Genomic DNA, 26549 nt, shown 5'->3' on the forward strand with positions numbered 1-26549 from the left:
AATAACAGTAAGAAAATGAAAAAAACACTATTGCTTTTAATTGTTGTAACTCTTTTTTATTCTTGTGGAGAATATCAAAAAGCGTTGAAAAATGAAGATGTTGCAGCAAAATTTGAAATGGCAACAAAAATGTATGATGCCGGTAAATACACAAAAGCGATTCGTCTTTTTGAGCAATTAGCCACTTCTTACAGAGGAAAACCTCAGGCAGAAAAACTGTTTTACATGTTTTCGCAATCGTATTATAAAACGAAACAATATTATCTAGCTGGTTATCAGTTTGAAGCTTTTGTTTCAGGTTATCCACGAAGTGAAAAAGTGCAGGAGGCTGCTTTTTTGGGAGCTTATAGCTACTCTAAGTTGTCACCGGTTTACAGTTTAGATCAGGCAGATACAGTAAAGGCTTTAGAGAAATTACAGGCTTTTATTGATAATTATCCAAACTCAGAATATATTCCTCAAGCAAATGAGGCTGTACAAAAGCTAAATGGTAAATTAGAGAAAAAAGCATACGAGAATGCTAAAGGATACAATACAATTTCAGATTATAAATCGGCACTAATTGCTTTTGATAATTTTATCGCTGATTTTCCTGGAACACCTTTCAAAGAAGATGCATTGTTTTACAAATATGATTCAGCATATAAATTGGCAATTAACAGTATTCCTTCAAAAATGGAAGAACGTTTACATGTTGCGCAAACAGCTTATGCTAATTTGATCAAATTTAAAAGCGATACAAAATACAAAGAAAAGGCAGACGAAATGAATGCCAGAGTTGAAACAGATTTACAAAAATTTACTAAATAAAATAAAGTCATGGATTTAAAAAAGACGAATGCTCCTGTAAACACAATAACTTACAACAAAACAGTTATTGAAGAGCCAACAGGAAATGTGTATGAGGCAATTACCATTATGGCTAAAAGAGCAAATCAAATTAATTCAGAGATTAAAAAAGAATTGACTGAAAAATTAGAAGAGTTTGCTACTTACAATGATAGTCTAGAGGAAGTTTTTGAAAATAAAGAACAAATTGAAGTTTCTAAATTTTACGAAAAATTACCAAAACCACACGCTTTAGCTGTTCAAGAATGGTTAGACGGTAAAACTTACCACAGAAGTTCAAACAAATAATAGTACAATGTCAGTTTTAAACGGGAAAAAGATTTTACTGGGTGTTTCCGGTGGAATTGCAGCCTATAAAACAGCCACTTTAGTACGACTTTTTATAAAAGCAGGTGCACATGTCCAAGTGATCATGACACCTGCTTCTAAGGATTTTGTAACCCCACTTACATTATCTACCTTATCAAAAAATCCAGTACATTCAAGTTTCTTTAATCAGGATGATGAAGACGAGGTTTGGAACAATCATGTAGAATTGGCTCTTTGGGCAGATTTTATGCTGATTGCGCCAGCTACTGCGAATACTTTGTCTAAAATGGCGACAGGAAACTGTGATAATCTTTTAATAGCTACATATTTATCGGCAAAATGTCCAGTTTATTTTGCGCCTGCAATGGACTTGGATATGTATAAACATCCTTCAACTTTATCTAGCTTTGCTGCGCTAAAACAGTACGGAAACATTATGATTCCGGCTGAAAGCGGAGAACTGGCTAGTGGTTTGTCTGGAGAAGGCCGTATGGCTGAGCCTGAAAATATCGTTGCTTTCTTAGAAGCTGATTTAGAAAGCAAACTGCCTTTAAAAGGGAAAAAAATACTAGTTACAGCTGGTCCAACATATGAAGCAATAGACCCTGTACGTTTTATTGGAAATCATTCTTCTGGTAAAATGGGATTTGATATCGCCAATGAAGCGGCAAGCCTAGGAGCAGAAGTATTTTTGGTTGCAGGACCAACTCATTATAAAGCTAAAAATAGCTTGATAAAAACAGTTGATGTTGTTTCGGCACAAGAAATGTATGATGCCTGCCATTTGTATTTTAATGAAGTTGATGCGGCGATTGCAGCGGCAGCTGTTGCAGATTATAGACCAAAATTTGTTGCAGATCAAAAGATTAAAAAGAATACAGAAGAGTTTTCGATAGAACTGGAAAAGACAAAAGATATATTGTCTTCTTTGGGTGCTATCAAAAAAAATCAGTTTTTAATAGGCTTTGCATTAGAGACTGAAAATGAAATTGAAAATGCTAAGTTGAAAATTCAGAAAAAAAACTTAGATTTGATTGTTTTAAATTCCTTACAAGATAAAGGTGCTGGTTTTAAAAAAGAAACCAATAAAGTTACTTTTATTGATAAAAATTTTGAAATAGAACCAATGGAATTAAAATCAAAAGAATCTGTAGCGGTTGATATTCTGAATAAAGTTATTCTGCATTTTTCAAAATCATAAATTTAGAATATACGCCGAAAACATAAATTGGGAACAACTTATGTTTATAAAATTAATATCTAGACGATTATGAATAAGATAGTTACACTATTGGTGTTTTTAAGCTTTGGTTTTGTACAAGCTCAACAGCTAAATTGTACAGTGACTATTAATACAGAACGATTAACAAATCCTAATAATCAGGTTTTTAAAACGCTTCAGACTTCTTTAGCTGAATTTGTCAATAAAACTGACTGGACAGGATCGGTTTTGAAACAAAATGAAAGAATAAACTGTTCGATGTACATCACTTTGTCGTCAAATAGTTCAGATCAGTTTACGGGAACCATTCAGGTGCAATCATCAAGACTGATTTTTAATTCTACATATTCTTCCCCAGTTTTAAATTATAATGATAAGGATTTTAATTTCAGATATACAGAATACGAGCCATTACTATTTAATCCCAATACTTATGATTCGAATTTAGTTTCTGTAATTTCTTTTTATTGCTATATGATTTTAGGTATGGATGCTGATACTTTTCAAATGGGTGCAGGAAATCCGTATCTTCAAACTGCTCAGAATATTGCCAATGTGGCGCAGCAAGGCGGTTTTAAAGGATGGAATCAATCTGACGGACTTCAAAATCGTTACTACTTAATTAATGATATGATTGCGCCAACTTATAGTGATTTGCGTCAGACAACTTATGCTTATCATACAGGATTGGATGCAATGACTATGGATCAGAAAGCTGCAAAAGAAAAAATAAAAAATGCTTTACTTTTAATCGGAAAACTAAATTCAGTTAAGCCGAATGCTTTTATAACACGAGTTTTCTTTGATGCAAAATCAGATGAAATTGTTTCTATTTTTTCAGGAGGACCGAGCATTCCAATTACAGATTTAACAGATGTCTTAAATAAGGTTTCGCCGTTAAACTCTACTAAATGGTCACAGATTAAATATTAATCTTTTTTTTTATCCACTCAAACTTTTTGTTTCTCATTTTTACAAAATTGCCCTATGATTACATCACTGTCAATTAAAAATTATGCTCTTATCGAAAAGCTTTCCATAGATTTTTCTAAAGGTTTTTCTATAATTACGGGTGAGACAGGTGCAGGAAAATCAATTATTTTAGGAGCTATTGGTCTTGTTTTGGGCAAAAGAGCAGACCTTACTTCGTTAAAAAATAAAGAAGAAAAATGCGTTATTGAAGCGCAGTTTGAAATTGGAAAATACAATCTTAAAGATTTTTTTGAAGCCAATGATTTAGATTATGAAGATGAGACGATCATAAGAAGAGAAATTCTTCCTTCAGGTAAATCTCGTGCTTTTATAAATGACAGTCCGGTTAATCTTCAGGAATTGCAGGATTTAAGTTTGTATTTAATTGATATTCATTCGCAGCAGCAAACTCAAGAGCTGTCAGATGAGAGCGTTCAGTTTAAAATTATTGATGCTATTGCAGATAATTCAGAAGTAATTGCTGATTATCAAAAACTGCTTAAATCGTATAAAGCTGATAAATCTAAGCTAAATGCATTGTTGAAAAAACAAAGTGACGCGGGCAAAGAGCAAGAGTACCACACATTTTTATTAAATGAATTAGTTGCGGCGCAATTAAAATCTGGAGAGCAAGAAGAATTAGAAGTCGACTACGAAAAGCTGAATAATGTTGAGATTATTAAAGAGTCTTTAGATAAATCTTTAGCAATTGCAAATGAAGAACAATTTGGTGTTTTTCATAATTTGAATGAAATAAAGAATGCATTGCAAAAAGTGGCTCCTTTTGCATCAGAATATCAAAATCTATTCGAAAGAATTACAAGTTTGACTATTGACTTTGATGATATTTCTAAAGAATTAGAAAATTGCTCAGAGAAATTATTAAATGATCCTGCACAGTTAGAATTGATAAATCAAAAACTGCAAATGATTTATAATTTGCAGAAAAAGCATCAGGTGAGTTCTGTAGATGAGCTTCTTCAGATTCAGTCCGATTTAGGGAATTCTTTATTGGAATTGGATAATATGGATGAAGAAATTGCTTCTTTGTCTAAAATTATTGAAGAAAAGGCTATTGAGCTAGATGATTACGCATTGAAAATTCATGAAAATAGGGTAAATGCAATTCCAAGATTATCAGAGCAGCTAGTTTCTATTCTGGAAACTTTAGGGATGCCAAATGCTCGTTTTAATATGGAATTATTACCTTCAGAAAACTATTTCCAAAACGGAAAAGATGAACTTCAATTTTTGTTTTCTGCAAATAAAGGAACTGATTTTGGACTGTTAAAAAAAGTAGCTTCAGGTGGGGAAATGTCTCGTATCATGTTGGCTGTAAAAGCTATTCTAGCTAAGTATTCAAAATTGCCAACTTTAATTTTTGATGAAATTGATACAGGAGTTTCTGGAGAAATTGCTATCAGAATGGGCGAAATCATGAAAGAAATGAGTAATACGATGCAGATTTTTGCCATTACACATTTGCCTCAAATTGCTGCAAAAGGAGATTCTCATTTTAAAGTTTCTAAATCTACAATTGGAGACGATACACAGTCTGAATTAAAATTATTGTTTCATAACGAAAGAGTTACAGAAATAGCTCAAATGTTATCAGGCGCAAACATCTCTGATTCGGCATTAAATCACGCAAAAGAATTATTAAATTAAATAATTAAATTATATTTGCCACTAACCAAATTAGTATAAACTGGAAGAAATATGATTAGAAAAATACATGTTTTATTTTTTCTTTGCCTATTTGTGAGTAAGATTTGTGCACAAGATCAGGTTTTAAACGAAGCAACCGGAGCTAATAATGGGGGAACCAAATCTTATTTAGCAAAAGATTTTCCAGCAGGCGTTTACAGAACCTATGAAGATTTCATAGAAAAGAACGCAATCAATATGGGAGATGGAATAATAAGAAAAACGGTAATGGGTTACAAAACTCTTGACAGGACATTTCTTGCAGATCAAGTCTTTTTTGCTTGGACAAGAACTGATGTAAAAATTACTGATTTTTTTGCTATTAGTTATAATGGCAGTTTATATATACAGCAAAGATATTTTCATAAATTTTCTGTAAAAGAAGATAAAAATCAAGATGGAGATAATCCTAATTCTTATCATAGAGTTGTGAATGATGGGAAATTTTTATATCTAGAAGGATTGTTTGCAAATTCTTGGTCAAAAGCGTTTGCTTATGGTAGTGGAGGAGCAGTTGGAGGAACAATAGGAGCAAATTTGAATAGGTTAAAAGGTGTTGTTTTTGATGTGGAAAAAAAAGAGACTAATTTTATCAGAAATTGTGAAGATTTGAATCTTTTAATCGAGAAATACAACGGCAATAAAATCGAATGTAAAGAAAAAGATGTTGATATTTTGACGGTACGTGAAAACATTCAAAAAATTATAAAATAGTTTTAGAAGCTCTTTTAAAAAAAACAAATTAAAATAGAAAAATAAAGAATATGATTATAGAACCTAGAATGAGAGGATTTATTTGTTTGACTGCCCATCCAACGGGAGCTGAGCAAAATGTAAAAAATCAAATCGAATACGTAAAATCTAAAGGAGAAATCGCTGGTGCTAAAAAAGTTTTAGTTATTGGTGCTTCTACAGGTTTCGGATTGGCTTCAAGAATTACTAGTGCTTTTGGTTCTGGTGCGTCAACAATTGGAGTGTTTTTTGAAAAACCGCCAGTTGAAGGAAAAACAGCTTCTCCAGGATGGTACAATTCTGCAGCGTTTGAAAAAGAAGCTCATAAAGCAGGTTTATATGCAAAAAGTATTAATGGTGATGCATTCTCAAACGAAATTAAGAGAGAAACACTAGATTTAATCAAAGCAGATTTAGGTCAGGTAGATCTTGTAATTTATAGTTTAGCTTCTCCTGTACGTACAAATCCAAATACTGGTGTTACGCATCGTTCAGTTTTAAAACCAATAGGTCAGACATTTACAAATAAAACAGTTGATTTCCATACAGGAAAAGTTTCAGATGTTTCAATTGCTCCTGCAAACGAAGAAGATATTGAAAATACAGTTGCTGTTATGGGTGGAGAAGACTGGGCAATGTGGATTGATGCTTTGAAAGCTGAAAATTTATTAGCTGAAGGAGCTGCAACAGTTGCTTATTCTTATATCGGGCCAGCATTAACTGAGGCTGTTTACCGTAAAGGAACAATCGGTCGTGCAAAAGATCACTTAGAAGCTACAGCGTTTACTATTTCAGATTCTTTACAATCTATCGGAGGAAAAGCTTATGTTTCTGTAAATAAAGCTTTAGTTACGCAAGCAAGTTCTGCAATTCCTGTAATTCCGTTATATATTTCTCTTTTATACAAAATCATGAAGGAAGAAGGAATTCACGAAGGTTGTATCGAGCAAATCCAGCGTTTATTTCAAGACAGATTATACAATGGTTCTGAAGTTCCTGTTGATGAAAAAGGAAGAATCAGAATCGACGACTGGGAAATGCGTGAAGATGTTCAGGAAAAAGTGGCTAAACTTTGGTTAGAAGCTACAACTGAAACATTGCCAGAAATCGGTGATTTAGCAGGATACAGAAATGATTTCTTAAACTTATTCGGATTTGAAGTTCCTGGTGTTGATTACAACGCAGACACAAATGAAGTTGTTGAGATCGAAAGTATCAAATAATAATATTTTACTAGAAGTAAACGAAAAACCATCAGCCAAAAGTTGATGGTTTTTTTGTTAATATACCATATCTTTGTTAAAATTTTACAACACTAAAAATATACCCTTTAATAACGCGCATTCTGCTATGATTTTTTCTTTAATTATACCCGTGTATAATCGTCCAGATGAAGTTGATGAGCTTTTAGAAAGTCTCTCAAAATCTGATTATAATGAAGCTTTTGAAATTGTTCTTGTCGAAGATGGATCTTCAGTTCCATGTCGAGATGTGGTGATGAATTATCAAGGAAAATTAAATATATCATATTACTTTAAAGAAAACTCAGGTCCTGGCGATTCTAGAAATTTCGGAATGCAGAGGGCTAGAGGTGATTATTTTATCATTTTTGATTCAGATTGTATTATTCCTTCGCAATATTTGACAGAAGTACGTAAAGAATTAGATGCCAATTATGTGGACTGTTTTGGAGGGCCAGATAAAGCATTGGACAGCTTTTCGGATATTCAAAAAGCGATTAATTTTGCTATGACTTCATTTCTTACAACAGGAGGGATTAGAGGGGGCTCTGAGAAAATTAATAAGTTTCAGCCCCGTAGCTTTAACATGGGAATTTCTAAAAAAGCTTTTGAGGCTTCAAAAGGTTTTGGAAACATACACCCAGGAGAGGATCCTGATCTATCTATCCGTTTATGGAATCTTGGATTTGAAACAAGGCTTTTTAAAGAAGCTTATGTGTATCATAAAAGAAGAATTGACTGGGAGAAATTTTCAGTTCAAGTAAATAAATTTGGTATTGCAAGACCAATTTTAAATAGCTGGTATCCAGAGCATAATAAATTGACTTTTTTCTTTCCAACATTTTTTATACTCGGATTATTATTAGCTTTTTTATTGTTAATTTTTAATATCGATATTTTATTACAATTATATTTCGTATATTTCGTTATAATTTTTCTTACAGCCAGTGTTCAAAACAAAAGCATCAAAATTGGATACTTGTCTGTAATTGCTGTGTGGAAACAGTTTTATGGTTACGGGACAGGTTTTTTGAAATCATATGTAAAAGTGATTTTATTAAAGAAAAAACCGCAAGAAGCTTTTCCGCGTATGTTTTTTAAATTATAAGAATGACAAAAGTTATTGGTCTGACGGGAGGAATTGGCAGCGGTAAAACTACTGTAGCAAACTATTTTGAAGAAATGGGTGTCCCTGTTTATATTGCTGATGACGGTGCTAAAAGAGTAATGCAGTCAAAAAATATCCTCGCAGAAGTGAAATCTGCTTTTGGTGGCAACATTTTTGATAATGATATTTTAAATCGTGCCAAATTAGCGCAGGTTGTTTTTAATGATAAAGAGCAATTGGCAAAATTGAATGCAATTGTACATCCAGCAGTAAAATTAGATTTTGAAGAATGGGTGAAAGAGCATGAAAATCATGACTATGTAATTTATGAAGCTGCTATTTTATTCGAAAGTGGCCGATATAAAGATTGCGATGTAATTATCACCGTGACAGCTCCAGTAGAAGTTAGAATTGATCGAGTGATAAAACGTGATAAAACAACCCGCGAACAAGTTTTAAGCAGAATGAAAATGCAGTGGGATGATGAAAAACGAATTTCTAAGAGCAATTTCGTGATTAATAACAATAATCTTAAAAATGCTAGAGAAGAAGTTGTTAAAATTCTTAAAATTTTAAATATAAAACAAAAACAGTCTTAAATGTTAATATTTGGTTAATGTATTATTTAGTATATTGTTAAAATATTAATTTTGTTTCGATGAATAAATTATTTTTTAGAATACTTGTTTTATTGATGAGTCTGTCCTTGATAGGGATAATTCTGGTTCAAGTATTTTGGTTCAATTCTTCGTTCAAAAATAATGAAGAACAGTTTAAATACCATGTTACTCAAGTAATTGGAAATGTTGCAGATAAGCTGGAACAACAAGAAGAGTACAGTTTCTACGACAAATATAACCGTATAAAAGACAGTACGGGGAAAATTCCAAAAAAAGAAGATTTATTGCAAGTATTTTATGTTCAGAGAAATACTAAAACCAATAAAACGATAGTTTATTCTAATACCTTGACATCTGAAGATTATGATATCAATGGTTCGGTTTTTAACAAAAAATTCAGCAGTGAGCGTTTTAAAAATTTTAGTTCTAAAAGAGTAACTGAAGTTTATAATAACAACAATGGAATTGATAATAACAATAGTTTAGGACAAAGTATAATTCCTGATCTGAAAATTGAAAAATCAGGGAGTTTAGATATTTTAAATAAAGTTCAGCAGCAAATTCAATATAAAGACATTGCTTCTTTAACTCCAATTGAAGGGAGGATAACAAAAGATAAGCTTTTTAAATTATTAAAGAAAGAGCTTGAAGAATATGGCGTAAAAACCAAATTTGAATTTGGGATATACAGTAGTGGCAATCCGACAAAGATAAAATCCGACGGATTTCATTATGATAAAGAAGCTACTTACAGTATTCCGATATATACAGATAATGAAGGAAACAGCAGATATGAACTCTCTGTAACATTTCCTCATAAAAAGAAGTTCTTATTGTCCGAATTATTAAGTATTACTATCTTATCGATAGTCTTTACATTAATTATAATTGTAGCATATACAAGTGCCTTAAATCAGTTATTGCGTCAGAAGCATATTTCTGAAATTAAAACAGATTTCATTAACAACATGACGCATGAGTTTAAAACGCCAATTGCCACTATTAACTTAGCATTAGATGCTATTAGAAGTCCTAAGGTTATTGAAGATAAAGAGAAAGTTTACCGTTATCTTCAAATGATTAGGGATGAAAATAAGAGAATGCATGCTCAAGTCGAAAATGTACTGCGTATTTCTAAACTAGAAAAGAGGGAACTTGATATTACAAAAGAACCTACTGTAGTTACTGATATTATTGACGATGCAATTGAGCATGTTAATCTAATTTTGGAAGACAGACAAGGAACTGTCGAAAAGCATTATAATGCAGCCAGAACAACAGTTTTGATAAATGAAGTTCATTTTACAAACGTATTGGTTAATATTTTAGAAAATGCAATAAAATATTCTCCAGATGCGCCTAAGATTGAAATTTTTACAGAAAATGTGAAGGACATGATTCTGATAAAAGTAAAAGATCATGGTTTGGGAATGAGTAAGATAGCTCAGAAACGAGTTTTTGAGAAGTTTTACAGAGAACATACCGGAGATCTTCATAATGTAAAAGGACATGGTTTAGGATTGGCATATGTGAAAAGAATAGTGGAAGATCACAATGGTCAAGTATATGTAGAAAGCGAAAAAGGAAAAGGTAGCACCTTTATAATAAAAATACCATTAATAAATTAAAATATGGAAAATACTAACAAAAGAATACTTTTAGTAGAAGATGACCTAAATTTTGGGGCGGTTCTTAAAGATTATCTAATGTTAAATGACTTTGAAGTTACTTTAGCTAAAAACGGTATGGAAGGTTTCGAGAAATTCAAGAAGGATGTATATGATTTATGCATTCTTGATGTAATGATGCCTTATAAAGATGGTTACACTTTGGCCAAAGAAATTAGAGAAAAGAACAGTGAGGTGCCAATTATATTCTTGACAGCAAAATCTATGAAAGAAGATGTGTTAAAAGGATACAAAGCGGGTGCTGATGACTATTTAAATAAACCTTTTGATTCAGAAGTTCTTTTAATGAAAATTAAAGCAATCATTCAAAGAAAATCAGCAGATACAAAAGCAGAACAAGTACAGTTTGAATTTAATATTGGTAAGTTCCACTTAAATTCAAAATTAAGATTCCTTACTTTCCAAGATGAGGAGCCAATTAAATTATCTCCTAAAGAAAATGAATTGCTTAAAATGTTAATTCTTCATGAAAATGACTTAATGCCAAGAGAATTAGCTTTAACAAAAATCTGGAGAGATGATAACTATTTTACTTCAAGAAGTATGGACGTTTACATCGCTAAATTGAGAAAATACTTAAAAGCTGATGAAGATGTTGAAATCTTAAATATTCACGGAGAAGGTTTTAGATTGGTAGTAAAAAGCAAAGTTTCTGAATAATTAATTCATCGAAATATAATATAAGCTCTGAGAAATCAGAGCTTTTTTTATGCGTAAAAGTATTTTCAATTGCAATTACGCGCAATCTTGTCATTTCGACGAAGGGAAAATCTCCACAAGTGGCTCAATAAAGATTGGCGAAATTAGATATGGAGTCTTGCTCGCAGATTTCTCATTCGTCGAAATGATAAATAGTTTGAAAAAATGTTATAATTGGAAAATTTATCTTGCCATCTTTATTCTAATAAAAGTAAATTTAGATCTCTAATTATCAGGTAGATAATGCGTTTTTGTCAAGTTAATTAAATGTGCGATTTAATTGTTTTAAAGAATTTTCTTTAAAATAAATTTGGAAATTCAAAAAACAATTCTGAATATTTGCAGACGAAAAAAATAATAACCCTTTAAAAACGAAGAAAAAATGTTTGTACTTACATCGACATCACAAAGCTTCACACCAAATGAATTTGGTGCAGCGGTTCTTCGTGGCTTATTTCAATCTTAGAAATATATTTTTAGATATATAAAAAAGCCCGAAGACAATAAGTTTCGGGCTTTTTTTATTCTAGACACTTCAAAATTTTCCCGAAAATCGATTTTTAGAATTTATCCGCAAGGGTAAAAAATTTAAGCCTTTTTGGCTGTTAACTTAATACACGATAATTTTTTTATGGAAAATTATACGGTAGATGAGTATGCATTATGTACTCGTTTTAAAAGTAAAAGAAGAAAGAAAAGATTAGTAAAAGAAGATTTTGAAAAACAATTAATTCAGTTAAGAAAGCTTGAAGTTGAACTTTGGAAAAAGCGTAGAGACTTACCATTGGTTCCTTTAGAAATTCCTTATCAAAAAGGCTGGCAACGTAATTTTAAATTAAGAGATGATATTGCGAGATCAAGTGAGGCAACGTTTTACCGAGAATTATTGGAAAAAATAAATACATGGCAGTTTTCTCTTGAAAAATCTTTTAAAAGAAAGAAAAAGAGAAAAAGAAAACATGTGTATGTTGAAAAACTCCAAACTGTAAGAGAATTTTCGGAATGGGAATGGAGAAGTTCAAAACTGGAATTGACCGAAAAAGAAAAAGCACATTTTTATAAAAGGGAACGGTGGTGCAGCAATTGCAAACGATACAAAATTCATTATGTATTTAACGAACCATGGCGATATGTTCTTCGAGTAAGCCCTTATATGATAACACATACTAAGATGGTCGATTCAGATTTGGAAAGTCAAATTCAACTACTTGACAATTATATTGTTAATCATAATCTGAGGAATAAAATAAATAGATTAATACACGGCAGTTCTCATAAATGGAGTTATTATGAAAATGAAAATCCAAAAGAGATCAGCCCAATTAAAAATAAAAGTCTGCACATTTTGTATCAGCAATATGCAGACGAAATGATAGAAAATCATGGGAAATAAATTATCTGGAAAAGACCTGATTAAATTAGGTTTTCCAAAGAACAATTCAATAAACATTGCCTTAGGGCAGATAAACAGATATAGAAAAAGAGAAAAAAAAGAATCTATTCTAACAGAAGCAAAAGATGTTTTGTTAAATCCTGAAAAATATGAAGGAAATGGAACTTGGGGAAAGGTTGCTGAAGGTTTAATAAAGCCAGTTCAAGTTCGAATGCATCAGCTTAAAAATACGAGAGCGCCGTTTAAAATTTTTGGAGAAAATGAAATCGATGAGCAAGCAAAATTTCAATTGTATGATTCGCTGAAACTGCCAATTTCTGTTGCAGGAGCTCTAATGCCAGATGCACATTCTGGTTATGGATTGCCAATTGGAGGAGTTTTAGCAACCGACAATGCTGTAATTCCATACGGAGTTGGTGTTGACATTGGATGCCGAATGAGCCTTTCCATTTTTGATTTGCCAGCTTCTCATTTTAAAGGAAAAGAACACCAATTGGAAGCTATTTTAAAAGATAATACAAAATTTGGAATGTATGAAACGCACGCTTCAAGAGTAGATCATGAAGTGTTTTATAATAGTGGATTTCAAGATATTCCATTATTGAAAAATCTTTTGCCAAAAGCCTATAAGCAATTAGGGACTTCTGGAGGGGGAAATCATTTTGTAGAATTTGGAATCGCTAAAATTGAAAATCCTGAGAACGAATGGAAATTGGAAAAAGGAGAATATTTTGCCGTTTTGTCGCACAGTGGCTCTCGCGGATTAGGGGCTAACATTGCAAAGCATTATACGTATTTGGCAACAAAACAATGTCCGTTGCCAAAAAATGTGCAGCATTTAGCTTGGCTAGATTTGAATACGCATGACGGTCAGGAATATTGGCTGGCAATGAATTTGGCTGGAGAATATGCAAAAGCTTGTCACGATGATATTCACAGACGAATTGCTAAAGCAATAGGGAAAAGAGTAGTGGTAACTATTGAAAATCATCACAATTTTGCTTGGAAAGAAACCGTAAACGGTCAGGAATGTATTGTACATAGAAAAGGAGCAACTCCAGCTAGTGAAGGACAATTGGGAATTATTCCAGGTTCGATGACTGCGCCGGGTTTTATTGTGAAAGGAAAAGGGAATTCTGAAAGTTTGAATTCAGCTTCGCATGGTGCGGGACGCTTGTTTTCGAGAGCAAAATGCAAAAGCAGTTTTACACAAAGTCAAATCAATAAAGAATTGAAGAAACATGGAGTGACTTTGATTGGAGGAAATATTGATGAAGCGCCAATGGCATATAAAGACATTGAAAAAGTAATGGCAAACCAAACCGATCTAGTTGAAGTTCTAGGAACTTTTACGCCGAAGATTGTTAGAATGGATCGCTAAAGAAAGGGAAAGTAATGGAGAGAATAATTCAAATAACAGCTGGTCGCGGGCCTGCAGAATGCACTTGGGTTGTAGCCCAAGTGCTTAAAAAAGTTTTGGAAGAAGCTGAAGACCAGAATTTAGATGTGGTTTTATTGCAAAGAGAAAAAGGAGAAGAAAACGGAACAATTGAAACCGCTTCTATTTCTGTAAAAGGAAATAATGCAGATCAATTTGTGAATTCTTGGATTGGAACGATTCAATGGATTGGTCAGAGTCAGTTTAGGAAAATGCATAAACGCAAAAATTGGTTTATCGGAATTTTTGAAATTGAACAAAAAGAAAACAGTTTAGTTTCAGAAAATGATATTCAGTATCAAGCTATGAGAAGTTCTGGAGCTGGCGGCCAGCATGTGAATAAGGTGAGTTCGGCAATTCGTGCAACACATATTCCGACTGGAATTGCAGTTGTAGCGATGGACAGTCGTTCTCAGCATCAAAACAAAAAACTGGCAACAGAAAGATTATTAAAAAAACTAGAAGACGAGAAACTTACTCAGCTTAAAAATCATGTTGGAAAACAATGGGAAAATCAGCTCAATGTAGAGCGTGGAAATCCAATTAGAGTTTTTACTGGAAGTGATTTTAAGAAGAACAAAGTAGAGAAAAGCTACAAAGGAACTCGTCAGAAATTGAAAAACGATTTACGAAATGAAAACAACTGATAAATACCTTTTTCAAGCCTTGGATAATTATCCGTTTTGGCTTGAAGGAACAATTGAATCTCTAGATTATGCTTTTTCTTATGATGATAAAAACACGATGGTTTTGTGTTTGTACGGAAGAATTCAGGCTGAGCAATTGATGAATTATGAAGAAGCAAAATCTTATTTTCAGCTGGCTTTAGCGATTAATATTCATGCGCTTGAAGTATATCCGTATTATTTAAAGACGTTGATTTTAAACGAGGATTATGAAGAAGCGCGTAAGCTTATTGATTTTGCTTGAACGGTAAAAGGAATTAATAAATCAGAGATTTATATCAAAAAAGCAATTCTGTTAGAAGTGCAACATGAATTTAAGGATGCTTTAAAAGAAATTAAGCAGGCAAAATTATATTCGATTCAGCATGACTATGATTCGGGAATTAGTGAAGTTGAGAAAAGAATTAAAGGTAAAATGGATTTGTTAAAAAAGAAGGTGAAGAAATCTAAGAAAGGTTCTAAAAAGAAATCGAAATGATTTTGATAAAAAAAAAGATGCAATTTGCATCTTTTTTTTATATATACACCAAGTTTGTCATTTTGACGAAGGAGAAATCTCCACAAGAAGCTCTACAAAGATTAGACATTCGTTACGGAGTTACTTGCGAAGATTTGCTTCGCCTGTTCGCTATCGCTCGGGTTTCCTTCGTCGAAATGATAAATATTGCGGTAAAATAGGGAGGAAAGAAAACTTATTTATAAACTTCTTTTACTTCCAATGCAATTCTAAAGCAAAACAAGTTTTTTCGCCTTTTGTAATGCTAAATGTTGCTGTTGTATGATTGTCGTCTTCGCTTTCGTGAATTACAACATTATCTTGTAGCGAAAGTTCTTTCATGAAATTCATTTCGAAGCTTTTAACCTCTTGTTTCATAATTCTTTTTGGATCAACATGATCCAAACACCATTCCAGATATTTTACGTTATTGACGTGATTTACAATGTCTAAATCTGATAAATAAACTGTTTTTTCAAAAACAGCTTCTTTATCATGATTGATGTTGATTTTTGAAAATCCTTCTTCAGTTGCTCTTTTTTCTGGAAACAATTCGAAGTGTTCAAAAGGCAATGCTAAAGCTTCTGGACGGCGTGCTTTGGTGTTAAAAACGGCCCAATAGGTTTCGCTTCCAACAATCTTTTTTCCGTTAACATACATCTCAAGCGCACGAACAGAACGTGAATTTTCAAGACTGTTGATCCATGTTTTTACAGTTACAACATCTTGCCATTTTGGTAATGCTGTAATTTCAACACGCATTCGACTTAAAACCCATGCCTGATCAAATTCCTGCATATCAGTAAAGCTGATTCCACCAACTTCAGAATGTGCTGCAGCAGTTAATTGTAAAAGATTGCACAAATCAGTATATTTTAAGTAGCCGTTTGGCGTACACTGCGTGAAATTAATTTCCCAGTCTTTGCTTAAAACTGATATAAAATTGGGAGATATTGGCATTGTTAATTTTAGATTTTAGATGGATGATTTTAGATTTTCTTCGATGTAATGAATAATCTCATTTCTGTCAGTCGAATAATCAAACCATTTGGTGTTTTCATTTCGTTTGAACCACGTTAATTGTCTTTTGGAGAATCTCCTCGTGTTCTTTTTGATCTCTTCTATTGCAAAAGGCAAGGTGAATTCTCCGTCAAAATAACTAAATAATTCTCTATAACCGACCGTTTGGAGCGCATTTAACGCTTTATTAGGATAAAGTGCTTCGGCTTCTTTTAATAATCCTTCATTCATCATGATATCAACACGCTGGTTGATTCTGCTGTAGATGATTTCTCTATCGGCATCTAAACCAATTAGAATAGGAGTGAAGTCTCTGTTGTTTTTCTTTAAATTTAAGAAAGAAGAATAAGGTTTTTGTGACCCAATGCAAACTTCAACAAAGCGCATCATTCGCTGAGGGTTTTGCAAAGTCTGTGGATTTTCAGCTGTTATTTTTTGATAATATTCAGGATCTAAATTTTTAAGTTGTTCTTGAAGATACTCGATTCCGAGTTTTTCGTAGTTTGAATTTACTTCTGAACGAACTTTTGGGTCGATTTCTGGAAATTCGTCAAAACCTTTTAGAATGGCATCGACATATAATCCTGAACCGCCGATAAGAATAGCAAAATCATTGTTTTGAAATAGTTCTTCGATTTTGGTTAAAGCTTCTTTTTCGTAATCGCCAACAGTGTAGTTTTCAAAAATAGATTTGTTTTGAATGAAATGATGTTTAGCTGAATTTAATTCTTCTTGATTTGGAACTGCTGTTCCGATAGTCATTTCTTTAAAAAACTGACGGCTGTCGCAAGAAACAATTTCGCATTTAAAATGTTGTGCCAAAGCAATACTCAAGGCTGTTTTGCCTATAGCTGTTGGTCCGACAATGGTTATTAGGTATTTCATAGTTTTTAGCCCAGATGGAAATGGAAACCCCGGACTTATATTTGTTGAATTTTTTTGGTGTAAAAGAGCGACCAACGGAAGCTCCTTTTATGCCTTAAAAAATTACAAATATAAGGAGGAGTTGCAATGTACAGCTGGATTAGCTTCTTAAATTAATTATTTGGCAATTCGCTTCCGCATTCGTAACAATATTTAGCGTTGTCAAAATGGGTTTGTGATTGACATTTACGGCATGTTTTTTTCGTGCCTATAAAACTGCCTTTCAGACTACTTTTTGCAAATTCGGCAGTTACAATTCCAGTTGGAACAGCAATGATTCCGTAACCTAAAATCATTACAAGTGCTGCAATAAACTGTCCTAATGGAGTTTGTGGCGAAATGTCTCCGTAGCCCACTGTTGTTAAGGTTACAATTGTCCAGTAAATTGCCATTGGAATGCTAGTAAAACCTGATTCTTTGCCTTCAACTAAATACATAATGGTGCCAATGATTACTGTACTGACTAGAACAAAATAAATGAAAACCAGAATTTTTTCTTTACTGGCTTCTATGGCTTCTTTTAATTGTAATGATTGATGGTTGATTTGCGGAATGTGCAAAATCTTGAATAGTCGCAGAAAACGCAATGCTCTTACAATTGATAAAATGCTGGCGCCAGGAAAAAAGATGGACAAATACATGGGTAAAACGGCAAGCAAATCGATGATCCCATAAAAACTAAAAATGTATTTGATAGGTTTTTGAATTGAGATAATTCTCAGTATATATTCGATGGTGAAAAATACAGTAATTATCCACTCGCAAATTAATAATTGTTCATGATATTTAGAACTAACGCCTTGAACGGTGTCAAGCATTATCAAAAGAACGCTCAATAAAATTAAACCTAACAATACTAAATCGAACATTCTGCCTAAGATGGTGTTAGTGCCATATAGGACGATTTTGACTTTTTCTCTAAAGATTTCGTATTGAGATTTTGTTTTTTTCATATCCTTAAAGATAATGAAAGTTTAGATTTGTTAAAATTGAAGTATTTTTAATGATTTGCTTTTTCGGATATAACTCTGGATAATATTCTTTACATCGCGGTTATGCTGCATTGGAACTAGAATATTTTTTAAGATATCGATATTCGTGATTTGATAATTGAGATCGTAATAAGCGTAGCCTTTGTAAATTCCATCTTCGATAAGAATTGCGCTTCGTTCGTTTACATTTCTTCCTCTGTCTATCAGAACCATACTTTTGTTCTCAAAACTGTTTTCTGAAATAAATTGCTGTACTCTTAGATTGTAAATTTCAGGAGTGATTTCGCCAATGCAAGCTCCGTCACATTCTTTGATTTTGTATTGAAAGCACTCTTTTTTTGTTTGATATAAACCTGTGAGTTTTTGGCACAAATAGTATTTTGCCGTAATTTTAAAAAGCGCATTTTTTCCTTCCTGTAAAGAAGCGTAAGAAGTAATTTCTTTTTTGCGTCCGTCAGCTTTTTCTAGTTTTAGATTAATATAACCGTTAGCATCTTTTTCGGCATATAAGGCGAAAGGAAAAACGCTTTTCTTTTGCGAACGATTGTATCTTGGGCGATTGATTTTTATTTCCTGACTTTCTTTTAGAAGCGCGATTAATTCACTTCCAGTTTCGTCATAGGTAATCGTAAAAACTTCTGCTTGGATTCTTTTACTTTTGGTTGTGATTCCCGTAAAATGCTGGTTGACTCTTTTTTTGATATTTTGGCTTTTGCCAATGTATATTAAAGTTCCATCTTCTCTGTAGATATAATAAACTCCTGTTTTAGTAGGCATTTGATTTAAAATGTCTAAAAATTTTGGAGAAATTCCTTTTTCAACTTCGAGCTTTATAAAATCTTTTACGATGGTTTTTTCTACATCTTTTTCCAAAAGCATTTTAAAAAGTTTCGTGGTTGCCATGGCGTCTCCGCTCGCGCGATGTCTGTCGGCCATTGGGATTCCGAGTGAACGCACTAATTTTCCTAAACTGTAAGATGGCTGTTCTGGAATTAGTTTTTTTGCTAATTCTACTGTACAAAGCGTCTTGGCTTCAAAATCGTAGCCTAAACGTCTGAATTCTGTGCGTAGGATTCTATAATCAAATGAAGCGTTGTGAGCGACAATAACGCAGTCTGTGGTGATTTCTATAATTCGTTTGGCAACTTCGTAGAATTTTGGAGCAGAACGCAACATTGCATTGTTTATTCCTGTCAGTTTTACAACGAAAGGCTGAATGGGAATTTCGGGATTGACAAGGCTGATGAATTGGTCAATTACTTCATGTCCGTCAAATTTGTAGATGGCGATTTCAGTAATTCCCTCTTCATTAAATTGTCCCCCAGTGGTTTCTATGTCAAGTATTGCGTACAAATTAAGTGCTCAGTGTTCAGTTTTTAGTATTCAGTTTGTAGAGATGCACTGCAGTGCGTCTTTACGGCAGGTATTAACGACCGCCAAAAATGCTGCTTCCAATGCGAACCATTGTGCTTCCGCATTCTATTGCTAATTGATAATCTCCAGACATTCCCATTGATATCGTGTTCATACTGCAGTTTTCAGTTTTCAGCTCTTTTATCGAATCAAAAATAGATTTCAACTGGGTAAATTCTTTTTTAATCTGGTTTTGGTCTTCTGTGAAAGTTGCCATTCCCATTAAACCTAAGATACGAATATTTTTTAACTCTTTAAACTCTGGAGAAGTTAAAAGTTCATTTAATTCGTTTTCATCCAAACCAAATTTAGATTCTTCTTCTGCAATGTATATTTGAAGAAGACAATCTATAATTCTATTGTTTTTTAAAGCTTGTTTATTTATTTCTTGCAATAATTTCAAGCTATCAACGCCGTGAATCAAAGTGACATACGGCGCCATAAATTTGACTTTATTCGACTGAACATGACCAATCATATGCCATTGAATATCTTTTGGCATTTGTTCCCATTTTTCAGTCATTTCTTGAATTTTGTTTTCTCCAAAAATGCGCTGACCAGCTTCATAAGCCTGCATCAAGTCTGAAACAGGTTTTGTTTTTGAAACGGCAACGAGAGTTACATGTTCAGGTAAAGATGCTTTGATGTTATTTAAATTCGATTGAATCGACATGGTACTTCTTTTTATAAAAACTGCTTCGAAATTTTCTCTGCTTTTTTGCTTTCGCTATAATCGTAAAAACCTTCTCCAGATTTAACCCCAAGTTTTCCAGCTCTAACCATATTTACTAAAAGTGGGCAAGGAGCATATTTAGGGTTTTTGAATCCATCGTACATTACATTTAGGATTGCGAGACAAACATCAAGGCCAATGAAATCTGCTAATTGTAATGGTCCCATTGGGTGTCCCATTCCTAATTTCATTACAGTATCAATTTCGTAAACTCCAGCAACGCCATTGTATAACGTTTCAATTGCTTCGTTTAGCATTGGCATTAAAATTCTGTTTGCCACAAAACCTGGATAATCGTTCACTTCAACAGGAACTTTACCTAATTTTTCAGATAAATCCATGATGATTTTAGTCACTTCATCGCTTGTATTGTATCCGCGGATGATTTCGACCAATTTCATAATCGGCACCGGATTCATAAAGTGCATTCCGATAACACGTTCAGGATGCGCTACAACAGCTCCGATTTGTGTGATTGAGATTGAAGACGTGTTTGTTGCTAAAATCGTATTGTGAGAGCAATATTCGTTTAACTGTTTGAAAATATTCAGTTTTAACTCAACGTTTTCAGTTGCTGCTTCAACTACTAAATCAACACCAACAACTCCATCTTTTAGGTCTGTATACGTAATAATGTTAGTAATAGTTTTAGTAACATCATCTTGAGTGATGCTTCCTTTAGATAACATTCTGTCTAAGTTGGCAGCAATTGTTGCCATTCCTTTGTCTAATGATTTTTCAGAAACATCAATTAATTTTACGGTAAATCCGCTTTGCGCAAAGGTATGAGCAATTCCGTTACCCATTGTTCCTGCTCCAATTACAGCTATTGTTTTCATTTTATGCTAGATATTTTTTTATGATTTAGCCACGAATTCACCAAATAATTCGTGAATTCGTGGCTATTTATTTTGATTTACTTTTTTAAAACTATTTATTGAAACAATCAATAATCTGATAAGCTACGCGCAATGCATCAGTTGCCTGCTCAAGTGTTACAACTGGAGTTGTATCATTGTTAATTGCATCTGCAAACGAATTTAATTCATCTAAAATTGCATTGTTTTGCTCTACATCAGGATTTGTGAAATAGATTTGTTTTTTCACGCCTTCAGCATTTTGAAGGATCATATCAAAATCTCCAGGGACTTCTGGAGCATCTTTCATACGAACCACTTCACATTTTTTCTCTAAAAAGTCAACAGAAATGTAAGCATCCTTTTGGAAGAAACGTGACTTACGCATATTTTTCAATGAAATTCTGCTTGCCGTTAAATTGGCAACACAGCCATTTTCGAATTCGATTCTAGCATTGGCGATATCTGGCGTGTCACTAATTACAGATACACCGCTTGCGTGAATGTCTTTTACTTTTGAATTAACAACGCTTAAAATAGCATCAATATCATGAATCATTAAATCTAAAACCACAGGAACATCTGTACCACGCGGATTAAATTCTGCCAAACGATGCGTTTCTATAAACATCGGATTTTCGATCATGTTTTTTGTGGCAATAAAAGCGGGATTAAAACGCTCTACGTGACCAACTTGTCCTTTTACATTATATTCATTTGCTAAAGCAATAATTTCTTCAGCTTCTTCTACCGTATTGGCAATTGGTTTTTCAATAAAGATATGTTTTCCAGATTTTATCGCAACCTTTGCACATTTGTAGTGTGAAAGTGTTGGAGTTACAATATCAATCACGTCGACAGCGTGAATAAGTTTTGCAATTGTGCTGAAGTTTTTATAGCCAAACTCTTTTGAGATTTTTTCGGCATTTTCTTGATTTTCGTCGTAAAATCCAACTAATTCGTATTTGTCAGATTGTTGTAATAAGCGTAAATGTATTTTACCAAGATGACCAGCACCTAAAACTCCTACTTTTAACATGAGAATGTATTTTAAACAAAAATATAATTTATTTGTTTACCGTGAAAATGAATTTAGTGAATTATTGGTTGTTGGTTGTTAGTTATTGGTTGTTGGTCGTTTGAAGTTTGCAGTTTATTGCTCCTTTTAATTTTATAGTTTGTCACTCTGAGAGAAGTCGAAGGGCTAAACTGGTTGAAGGACTTCAATTCCGCTTATCCTGATAGATAGTGAGCTTTGGGCTTTCGACTTTTGACTTTACACTTTATTATTTAAAAATCAATATTTGAAATCCTGTTTTGTTTCTTATTTTTGCGAAAATAAAACCTACCTATTTTGAAAGATACTGCCAAACATCAAGGACTTCGTAATCAATTAGTAACTACTTTAGAGCAAAAAGGAATTACTGATAGAGCGGTTCTTGATGCGATAAAAAAAATCCCGAGACACCTTTTTTTGAATTCAAGTTTTGAAGATTATGCTTATCAAGATAAGGCTTTTCCTATTGGAGCCGGGCAGACTATTTCGCAACCTTACACGGTTGCTTTTCAGTCACAGTTATTAGAAGTAAAAAGAGATCACAAAATTCTTGAAATCGGTACTGGTTCGGGTTATCAGACTGCTGTTTTGTTTATGCTTGGTGCTAAAGTATATACGGTTGAGAGACAAAGTGAGTTGTTTAAAACGACATCTAATTTATTTCCGAAATTAAATATTCGTCCAAAACACGTTACTTTTGGAGATGGATATAAAGGATTGCCAAATTTTGCTCCGTTTGACAGTATTATTGTTACCGCAGGGGCACCGTTTATTCCACAACCTTTAATGGCTCAGCTTAAAATAGGAGGAAGACTGGTTATTCCGTTGGGAGAAGATGTTCAGATTATGACTTTATTAATTAGGAAAAACGAAACTCAATTTGAAAAACATGAGTTTGGAGAATTTAGATTTGTTCCTCTATTAGAAGATAAAAATTAAAAGAAAAGCCCGTTTTAAAGCGGGCTTTTTTATTGGGTAAGAATTGAAATATATCTTTCTAAGCTTTCTTTTTCTTTTTGAGCTATAAATAGAAAAAAATCTTCTTTGTCTTTTTTGGTTTGAGCAATTTCTAAAGACTGATAATATTGCATTCGAGTTTCGTAATCCCCTTTAATATTGGCTATTGGATAACCTTTTTGCATTAGTATTAAATTCATGATTAATCTTGAAGTTCTTCCATTCCCGTCAATAAATGGATGAATTGTAACTAATCTTTCATGCATTTCAGCAGCAAGAATAATAGGATGTAATTTATTTTTATTGATTTCGTACCAAGTAAAATATTCTTCCATTTCTTGTGGAACCATTAAAGGTTGAGGAGGCATGTGACTACTTCCTTGAATCATAATCTGAACTTTTCTGTAACGTCCTGCATCTTCTGGAATTATGCCGCGTAAGATTAAATTATGTATGGATAAAAGATCACGTTCGCTTAATGAATTGTTTTTGCCCATTAACTCTTTTATAGAGCCAATGGCTTCCTGATGATTAATGGCTTCAAGATGTTCTCGCATACTTTTTCCAGAAATTGTCAAGCCTTCATTGATAACCATATCAGTTTCACGAAGTGTCATGGTATTTCCTTCAATTCTATTGCTTTCAAAGGTATATTCTAATTCCAAAGCTTGTTTGATCTTAAAGCTGTCATACTGGCGATAGGAATCTAATTTTTCTTTTAGAGCATCAATCTCTTTTAGAATTTTTTCTAGTGAAGTAGATAATTTAAGATTCGAAACTGTTTTATTGTACTTAATTTCGTCTTCGGCAACTTTTAATGCTTTTAGAGCAAGATCATCATCACCGATTTCGTAAAGAATCTTTTCTTTAAGCCAAGCAACCATTAAAGTTTCGTAATCAATTTCTAAAAGCTGAGAAAGTTTAATTATTTGATCTTTGGTTGGTTTTCGTGTTCCAGATTCAAATTTACTTATCAAAGCTTGGTCAATTCCAGCTAACTGTGCTAATTCACGTGTTTTTAAACCTTTCTGTTCTCTAGCATTTTTTAGTAAAGATTTCATTTAATGAAAATTTTAGTCTTGACAAATTTAGTCAATTTTTTAATCAAAAGAAAAGCGATATTTAAATATCGCTTTTTTCTATAATTATTATTTTGGAGGCAGTGAGCCATCTTTTCTCATTTCCTTAACTACAGCTTGCATAATGGCATCAACTGTTTGGCCTAAATCTGTAACATATTGTGATTCTGTAGTTCCTGTCCAGATTAGTTTGTTTTGTTTTAATGAAAAAACATTGGTTTCTACCATGTAAGAAGTAGTTTCTTGATAGTATCCTGGATCATAAAAATTTGGAGAATACATTCCGTACCAATTCCCAAAACCATACCCATACATGCCTGTGTACATTCCGTCAAAACCTCCATAATACATTCCGGTGTAAGTGCCAGGAACGTAATTAACTTCTTTTTCTTTGCTGACCAATCGCATGCTGATTACTCCGTCAAAATTTTCATCTTGTAAAACCTTTAGTTTTTGTTCTTGTGTTAATTGAGAAGTTGCGTTTAAATATTGATACGAAGTTTTGAAAATCGGATTACCTGCCGCAATTCTATTTTCAGTAATTCGTCTCGAAGCTTCGTCTTTGACTAAAGCAACAACCAAAACTTTTTTAAAATGTTCTTGTGTAATCGTTACATCTGGATCTCTCCAGCTGTTTACAATTGAAGTATTACTGCCACAACTTGAAAACGCTGCTATAGCGAAAAACAAAACTAAGTACTTTTTCATATTTTACAGTTAAATTATTTTGTAATAAAAATAACAATAAAATATTATAAATGTATCATTCAGAGAAAATTAAATTTGGTTTTAATTGTAAGCTTTTTTAATACGGTCCAAATCGCGTTTAGTATCTTGTTCTTTCAGAGATTCGCGTTTATCATAGTTCTTTTTCCCTTTACAAAGTCCAATCTGTAATTTGGCTAAACCTTTTTCGTTTGTAAAAAGTTTCAAAGGTATAATTGTTAAACCTTTTGCTTGAACATTTTTATGAAGTGTTTTTAATTCCTTTTTGTTTAAAAGCAATTTTCTTTCGCTTCTTGATTTATGATTGAATTGGTTTCCAAAAGAATACTCTTCAATATAAGTATTAATAGCGAAAAGCTCCATGCCACTAAATTCACAGAAGCTTTCAGTAATATTTGCTTTTCCTAAACGTATAGATTTGATTTCTGTTCCTGCCAAAACAATTCCAGCAGTATAAGTGTCGATTATTTCGTAATCGAATCGGGCTCTCTTGTTAAGTATATTGACTGATTTTATCATAGATGCAAATGTAAGACAAAATTGAAAAACTGTGGCAGTTAAAGATAAATTAAAGTTTTTTTTAATCTATGATTTTAATCAGTCTTAAGCAAAAAGCTTACGCATAAGTTTGTCTTGTAATTAAAAAAAAACGAAATAAAATGAAAAAGATTGTAACATTATTGAGTATGGTATTAATCGGTTTAACTGCTAAAGCTCAAGATTCGTCTCAAGGATTAAAAGGTGCTTGGTTTGCAACTTCTCAGTTTGGTTATCAGCAGACTAAAAATGAGGGCAATAAAAACACAAATTTGTCTGTAATCCCAGTTGTAGGTACGTTTGTTACTCCGTCAGTTGCTGTTGGAGCAGGTATTGGATATATTAATATCAAAGCTCAGACAGATGCAGGAACAGCTGCAAAAACAGATTTAATTGTTGTTCAGCCTTTAATTAGAAAATATTGGAACGTAGCAGGTTCATTATATTTCTTCGGACAAGCAGCGATCCCTGTTATTACTGGAAAAGAGAAAGAAAGCGAGTTGAAAGTTAATCAAGTTGGACTTTCAGTATCAGGAGGTTTAGATTATTTTGTTACTAAAAACTTCTCAGTAGAGTTTTCTTATGATTTGGCTAATTTTACTTCTACAACACTAAAGGCTCAAAATGGAGAAAAAACAACTGTTACCAATTTTGGATTAGCGCATGTTGCAAATGTTGACCCATTTTATAACACAGCTTTGGCAGGAAGCAATCCAAACTTGACTTCTCCAGTTTCTGTAGGTTTTAAATTTATATTCTAATTTATTCTTTATTTGATTAATGTAAAATTCTATTTAGTAATTTTGCGAAAAAAGAAGACCGTACTTTTTTGAAGTACGGTCTTTTGATATTATTTAAAAAGTATAAAATGCAAAATCAATCCAAAGATCCTTTACACGGAATTACACTTCAAAAAATTGTCGAAACGCTTGTCGACTATTATGGGTTTGATACTTTAGGGGAATTAATTCCGATAAAGTGTTTTAACTCAAATCCAAGTGTAAAATCAAGTCTTACTTTTTTAAGAAAAACAGACTGGGCTCGTAAGAAAGTAGAAGAGCTTTATGTAAAAACACTTCCTGAATTAAGCTAAT

Annotated in this window: 28 protein-coding genes; 18 read left to right on the top strand and 10 right to left on the bottom strand. The window is 32.8% G+C overall.

The genetic code is table 11. From position 1 onward, the window contains the following. Positions 1–15 precede the first annotated feature (15 nt). The 15 genes from DMA14_RS04130 to DMA14_RS23090 all read left to right on the top strand — a co-directional run bounded on the left by DMA14_RS04130 (position 16) and on the right by DMA14_RS23090 (position 14908). Positions 16–810 carry an outer membrane protein assembly factor BamD gene (locus tag DMA14_RS04130; protein ID WP_111423368.1) on the top strand — a complete coding sequence of 265 codons (795 nt, stop codon included), beginning with the start codon at positions 16–18 and terminating at the stop codon, positions 808–810. Positions 811–819: 9 nt separating this feature from the next. Then, positions 820–1137 (top strand): DNA-directed RNA polymerase subunit omega, encoded by a 318-nt coding sequence (locus tag DMA14_RS04135; protein WP_008463064.1) that lies wholly within the window; start codon positions 820–822, stop codon positions 1135–1137. A 7-nt stretch (positions 1138–1144) separates the two neighbouring features. After that, positions 1145–2359 (top strand): bifunctional phosphopantothenoylcysteine decarboxylase/phosphopantothenate--cysteine ligase CoaBC, encoded by a 1215-nt coding sequence (coaBC, locus tag DMA14_RS04140; RefSeq protein ID WP_111423370.1) that lies wholly within the window; start codon positions 1145–1147, stop codon positions 2357–2359. Positions 2360–2428: 69 nt separating this feature from the next. Continuing rightward, positions 2429–3313, top strand: a complete 885-nt coding sequence (porD, locus tag DMA14_RS04145) for a type IX secretion system protein PorD (protein ID WP_111376838.1) — start codon at positions 2429–2431, stop codon at positions 3311–3313. A gap of 54 nt (positions 3314–3367) precedes the next feature. Next, positions 3368–5020 (top strand): DNA repair protein RecN, encoded by a 1653-nt coding sequence (recN, locus tag DMA14_RS04150; RefSeq protein WP_111423371.1) that lies wholly within the window; start codon positions 3368–3370, stop codon positions 5018–5020. A gap of 51 nt (positions 5021–5071) precedes the next feature. Further along, the gene (locus DMA14_RS04155) at positions 5072–5773 is read left to right on the top strand and encodes a hypothetical protein (protein WP_111423373.1); all 702 of its coding nucleotides are present in this window, start codon (positions 5072–5074) and stop codon (positions 5771–5773) included. 50 nt (positions 5774–5823) lie between these two features. Continuing rightward, positions 5824–7014, top strand: a complete 1191-nt coding sequence (gene fabV / locus DMA14_RS04160) for an enoyl-ACP reductase FabV (protein ID WP_111423375.1) — start codon at positions 5824–5826, stop codon at positions 7012–7014. Between the two features lie 127 nt (positions 7015–7141). Beyond that, entirely contained in the window at positions 7142–8140 is a 999-nt protein-coding gene (locus DMA14_RS04165; protein WP_111423376.1) for a glycosyltransferase, read from the top strand. Positions 8141–8142: 2 nt separating this feature from the next. Beyond that, positions 8143–8739 carry a dephospho-CoA kinase gene (gene coaE, locus DMA14_RS04170; RefSeq protein ID WP_111423378.1) on the top strand — a complete coding sequence of 199 codons (597 nt, stop codon included), beginning with the start codon at positions 8143–8145 and terminating at the stop codon, positions 8737–8739. 59 nt (positions 8740–8798) lie between these two features. Further along, positions 8799–10388, top strand: coding sequence for a sensor histidine kinase (locus DMA14_RS04175; RefSeq protein ID WP_111423380.1), 1590 nt, complete (start codon positions 8799–8801; stop codon positions 10386–10388). A gap of 3 nt (positions 10389–10391) precedes the next feature. Continuing rightward, entirely contained in the window at positions 10392–11108 is a 717-nt protein-coding gene (locus DMA14_RS04180) for a response regulator transcription factor (RefSeq protein WP_008463080.1), read from the top strand. A 637-nt stretch (positions 11109–11745) separates the two neighbouring features. Further along, positions 11746–12540, top strand: a complete 795-nt coding sequence (locus DMA14_RS04185) for a hypothetical protein (RefSeq protein ID WP_162536275.1) — start codon at positions 11746–11748, stop codon at positions 12538–12540. Further along, entirely contained in the window at positions 12530–13921 is a 1392-nt protein-coding gene (locus DMA14_RS04190; protein ID WP_111423383.1) for an RtcB family protein, read from the top strand. The genes DMA14_RS04185 and DMA14_RS04190 overlap by 11 nt, the downstream gene beginning before the upstream one ends. 14 nt (positions 13922–13935) lie before the next feature. Beyond that, positions 13936–14625: a peptide chain release factor H gene (gene prfH / locus DMA14_RS04195; protein WP_111423385.1), complete on the top strand. Its 690-nt coding sequence runs from the start codon at positions 13936–13938 to the stop codon at positions 14623–14625. After that, the gene (locus DMA14_RS23090) at positions 14612–14908 is read left to right on the top strand and encodes a hypothetical protein (RefSeq protein WP_317047242.1); all 297 of its coding nucleotides are present in this window, start codon (positions 14612–14614) and stop codon (positions 14906–14908) included. Before prfH ends, DMA14_RS23090 begins: the two co-directional genes overlap by 14 nt. 465 nt (positions 14909–15373) lie before the next feature. Here the strand turns inward: DMA14_RS23090 and DMA14_RS04210 are convergent, their stop codons facing one another. The 7 genes from DMA14_RS04210 to DMA14_RS04240 form a co-directional block, all read right to left on the bottom strand. Beyond that, on the bottom strand, positions 15374–16120 hold the full coding sequence (locus tag DMA14_RS04210; RefSeq protein WP_111423388.1) for an acyl-[acyl-carrier-protein] thioesterase: 747 nt from the start codon (positions 16118–16120) through the stop codon (positions 15374–15376). A gap of 15 nt (positions 16121–16135) precedes the next feature. Next, the gene (miaA, locus tag DMA14_RS04215; protein ID WP_111423654.1) at positions 16136–17065 is read right to left on the bottom strand and encodes a tRNA (adenosine(37)-N6)-dimethylallyltransferase MiaA; all 930 of its coding nucleotides are present in this window, start codon (positions 17063–17065) and stop codon (positions 16136–16138) included. A 152-nt stretch (positions 17066–17217) separates the two neighbouring features. Further along, a complete protein-coding gene (locus DMA14_RS04220; protein WP_111423390.1) occupies positions 17218–18057 on the bottom strand; it encodes an ion transporter in 840 nt (279 codons plus the stop codon). A 30-nt stretch (positions 18058–18087) separates the two neighbouring features. Further along, entirely contained in the window at positions 18088–19449 is a 1362-nt protein-coding gene (locus DMA14_RS04225) for an exonuclease domain-containing protein (protein WP_111423392.1), read from the bottom strand. Between the two features lie 73 nt (positions 19450–19522). Beyond that, positions 19523–20182 carry a YggS family pyridoxal phosphate-dependent enzyme gene (locus tag DMA14_RS04230; protein WP_111423394.1) on the bottom strand — a complete coding sequence of 220 codons (660 nt, stop codon included), beginning with the start codon at positions 20180–20182 and terminating at the stop codon, positions 19523–19525. Between the two features lie 11 nt (positions 20183–20193). Next, entirely contained in the window at positions 20194–21081 is an 888-nt protein-coding gene (locus tag DMA14_RS04235) for a 3-hydroxyacyl-CoA dehydrogenase family protein (RefSeq protein ID WP_111423396.1), read from the bottom strand. A gap of 91 nt (positions 21082–21172) precedes the next feature. Further along, positions 21173–22138: a Gfo/Idh/MocA family protein gene (locus tag DMA14_RS04240; protein WP_111423398.1), complete on the bottom strand. Its 966-nt coding sequence runs from the start codon at positions 22136–22138 to the stop codon at positions 21173–21175. 315 nt (positions 22139–22453) lie between these two features. Between DMA14_RS04240 and DMA14_RS04245 the strand changes: the two genes are divergently transcribed. Then, complete coding sequence (locus DMA14_RS04245) at positions 22454–23095, top strand: protein-L-isoaspartate(D-aspartate) O-methyltransferase (protein ID WP_111376854.1); 642 nt, start codon at positions 22454–22456, stop codon at positions 23093–23095. A 29-nt stretch (positions 23096–23124) separates the two neighbouring features. Here DMA14_RS04245 and DMA14_RS04250 read toward each other — a convergent pair whose 3' ends face one another. The 3 genes from DMA14_RS04250 to smpB form a co-directional block, all read right to left on the bottom strand. Then, a complete protein-coding gene (locus DMA14_RS04250; RefSeq protein WP_111423399.1) occupies positions 23125–24174 on the bottom strand; it encodes a Fic family protein in 1050 nt (349 codons plus the stop codon). Positions 24175–24261: 87 nt separating this feature from the next. Continuing rightward, complete coding sequence (locus DMA14_RS04255; protein WP_111423401.1) at positions 24262–24900, bottom strand: hypothetical protein; 639 nt, start codon at positions 24898–24900, stop codon at positions 24262–24264. 81 nt (positions 24901–24981) lie between these two features. Then, entirely contained in the window at positions 24982–25437 is a 456-nt protein-coding gene (smpB, locus tag DMA14_RS04260; RefSeq protein ID WP_008463103.1) for an SsrA-binding protein SmpB, read from the bottom strand. Positions 25438–25577: 140 nt separating this feature from the next. Between smpB and DMA14_RS04265 the strand changes: the two genes are divergently transcribed. Then, positions 25578–26216, top strand: coding sequence for an outer membrane beta-barrel protein (locus tag DMA14_RS04265; RefSeq protein ID WP_111423402.1), 639 nt, complete (start codon positions 25578–25580; stop codon positions 26214–26216). A 107-nt stretch (positions 26217–26323) separates the two neighbouring features. Then, entirely contained in the window at positions 26324–26548 is a 225-nt protein-coding gene (locus tag DMA14_RS04270; protein WP_111423404.1) for a VF530 family protein, read from the top strand. Position 26549 lies beyond the last annotated feature (1 nt).

The sequence above is a fragment of the Flavobacterium sharifuzzamanii genome (assembly GCF_003254585.1).
Classification (GTDB): domain Bacteria; phylum Bacteroidota; class Bacteroidia; order Flavobacteriales; family Flavobacteriaceae; genus Flavobacterium; species Flavobacterium sharifuzzamanii.

Bases quoted from the DNA above. Each gene is read 5' to 3' on its own strand.
- fabV (WP_111423375.1), top strand. From the start codon at position 5,824: ATGATTATAGAACCTAGAATGAGAGGATTTATTTGTTTGACTGCCCAT.
- DMA14_RS04180 (WP_008463080.1), top strand. From the start codon at position 10,392: ATGGAAAATACTAACAAAAGAATACTTTTAGTAGAAGATGACCTAAAT.
- smpB (WP_008463103.1), bottom strand. From the start codon at position 25,437: ATGATAAAATCAGTCAATATACTTAACAAGAGAGCCCGATTCGATTAC.
- DMA14_RS04135 (WP_008463064.1), top strand. From the start codon at position 820: ATGGATTTAAAAAAGACGAATGCTCCTGTAAACACAATAACTTACAAC.
- DMA14_RS04190 (WP_111423383.1), top strand. From the start codon at position 12,530: ATGGGAAATAAATTATCTGGAAAAGACCTGATTAAATTAGGTTTTCCA.
- DMA14_RS04240 (WP_111423398.1), bottom strand. From the start codon at position 22,138: ATGTTAAAAGTAGGAGTTTTAGGTGCTGGTCATCTTGGTAAAATACAT.
- DMA14_RS04165 (WP_111423376.1), top strand. From the start codon at position 7,142: ATGATTTTTTCTTTAATTATACCCGTGTATAATCGTCCAGATGAAGTT.
- DMA14_RS04155 (WP_111423373.1), top strand. From the start codon at position 5,072: ATGATTAGAAAAATACATGTTTTATTTTTTCTTTGCCTATTTGTGAGT.
- DMA14_RS04175 (WP_111423380.1), top strand. From the start codon at position 8,799: ATGAATAAATTATTTTTTAGAATACTTGTTTTATTGATGAGTCTGTCC.
- miaA (WP_111423654.1), bottom strand. From the start codon at position 17,065: ATGAAATACCTAATAACCATTGTCGGACCAACAGCTATAGGCAAAACA.
- DMA14_RS04265 (WP_111423402.1), top strand. From the start codon at position 25,578: ATGAAAAAGATTGTAACATTATTGAGTATGGTATTAATCGGTTTAACT.
- coaBC (WP_111423370.1), top strand. From the start codon at position 1,145: ATGTCAGTTTTAAACGGGAAAAAGATTTTACTGGGTGTTTCCGGTGGA.
- DMA14_RS23090 (WP_317047242.1), top strand. From the start codon at position 14,612: ATGAAAACAACTGATAAATACCTTTTTCAAGCCTTGGATAATTATCCG.
- DMA14_RS04270 (WP_111423404.1), top strand. From the start codon at position 26,324: ATGCAAAATCAATCCAAAGATCCTTTACACGGAATTACACTTCAAAAA.
- porD (WP_111376838.1), top strand. From the start codon at position 2,429: ATGAATAAGATAGTTACACTATTGGTGTTTTTAAGCTTTGGTTTTGTA.
- DMA14_RS04230 (WP_111423394.1), bottom strand. From the start codon at position 20,182: ATGTCGATTCAATCGAATTTAAATAACATCAAAGCATCTTTACCTGAA.
- prfH (WP_111423385.1), top strand. From the start codon at position 13,936: ATGGAGAGAATAATTCAAATAACAGCTGGTCGCGGGCCTGCAGAATGC.
- recN (WP_111423371.1), top strand. From the start codon at position 3,368: ATGATTACATCACTGTCAATTAAAAATTATGCTCTTATCGAAAAGCTT.
- DMA14_RS04235 (WP_111423396.1), bottom strand. From the start codon at position 21,081: ATGAAAACAATAGCTGTAATTGGAGCAGGAACAATGGGTAACGGAATT.
- DMA14_RS04210 (WP_111423388.1), bottom strand. From the start codon at position 16,120: ATGCCAATATCTCCCAATTTTATATCAGTTTTAAGCAAAGACTGGGAA.
- coaE (WP_111423378.1), top strand. From the start codon at position 8,143: ATGACAAAAGTTATTGGTCTGACGGGAGGAATTGGCAGCGGTAAAACT.
- DMA14_RS04130 (WP_111423368.1), top strand. From the start codon at position 16: ATGAAAAAAACACTATTGCTTTTAATTGTTGTAACTCTTTTTTATTCT.
- DMA14_RS04250 (WP_111423399.1), bottom strand. From the start codon at position 24,174: ATGAAATCTTTACTAAAAAATGCTAGAGAACAGAAAGGTTTAAAAACA.
- DMA14_RS04220 (WP_111423390.1), bottom strand. From the start codon at position 18,057: ATGAAAAAAACAAAATCTCAATACGAAATCTTTAGAGAAAAAGTCAAA.
- DMA14_RS04255 (WP_111423401.1), bottom strand. From the start codon at position 24,900: ATGAAAAAGTACTTAGTTTTGTTTTTCGCTATAGCAGCGTTTTCAAGT.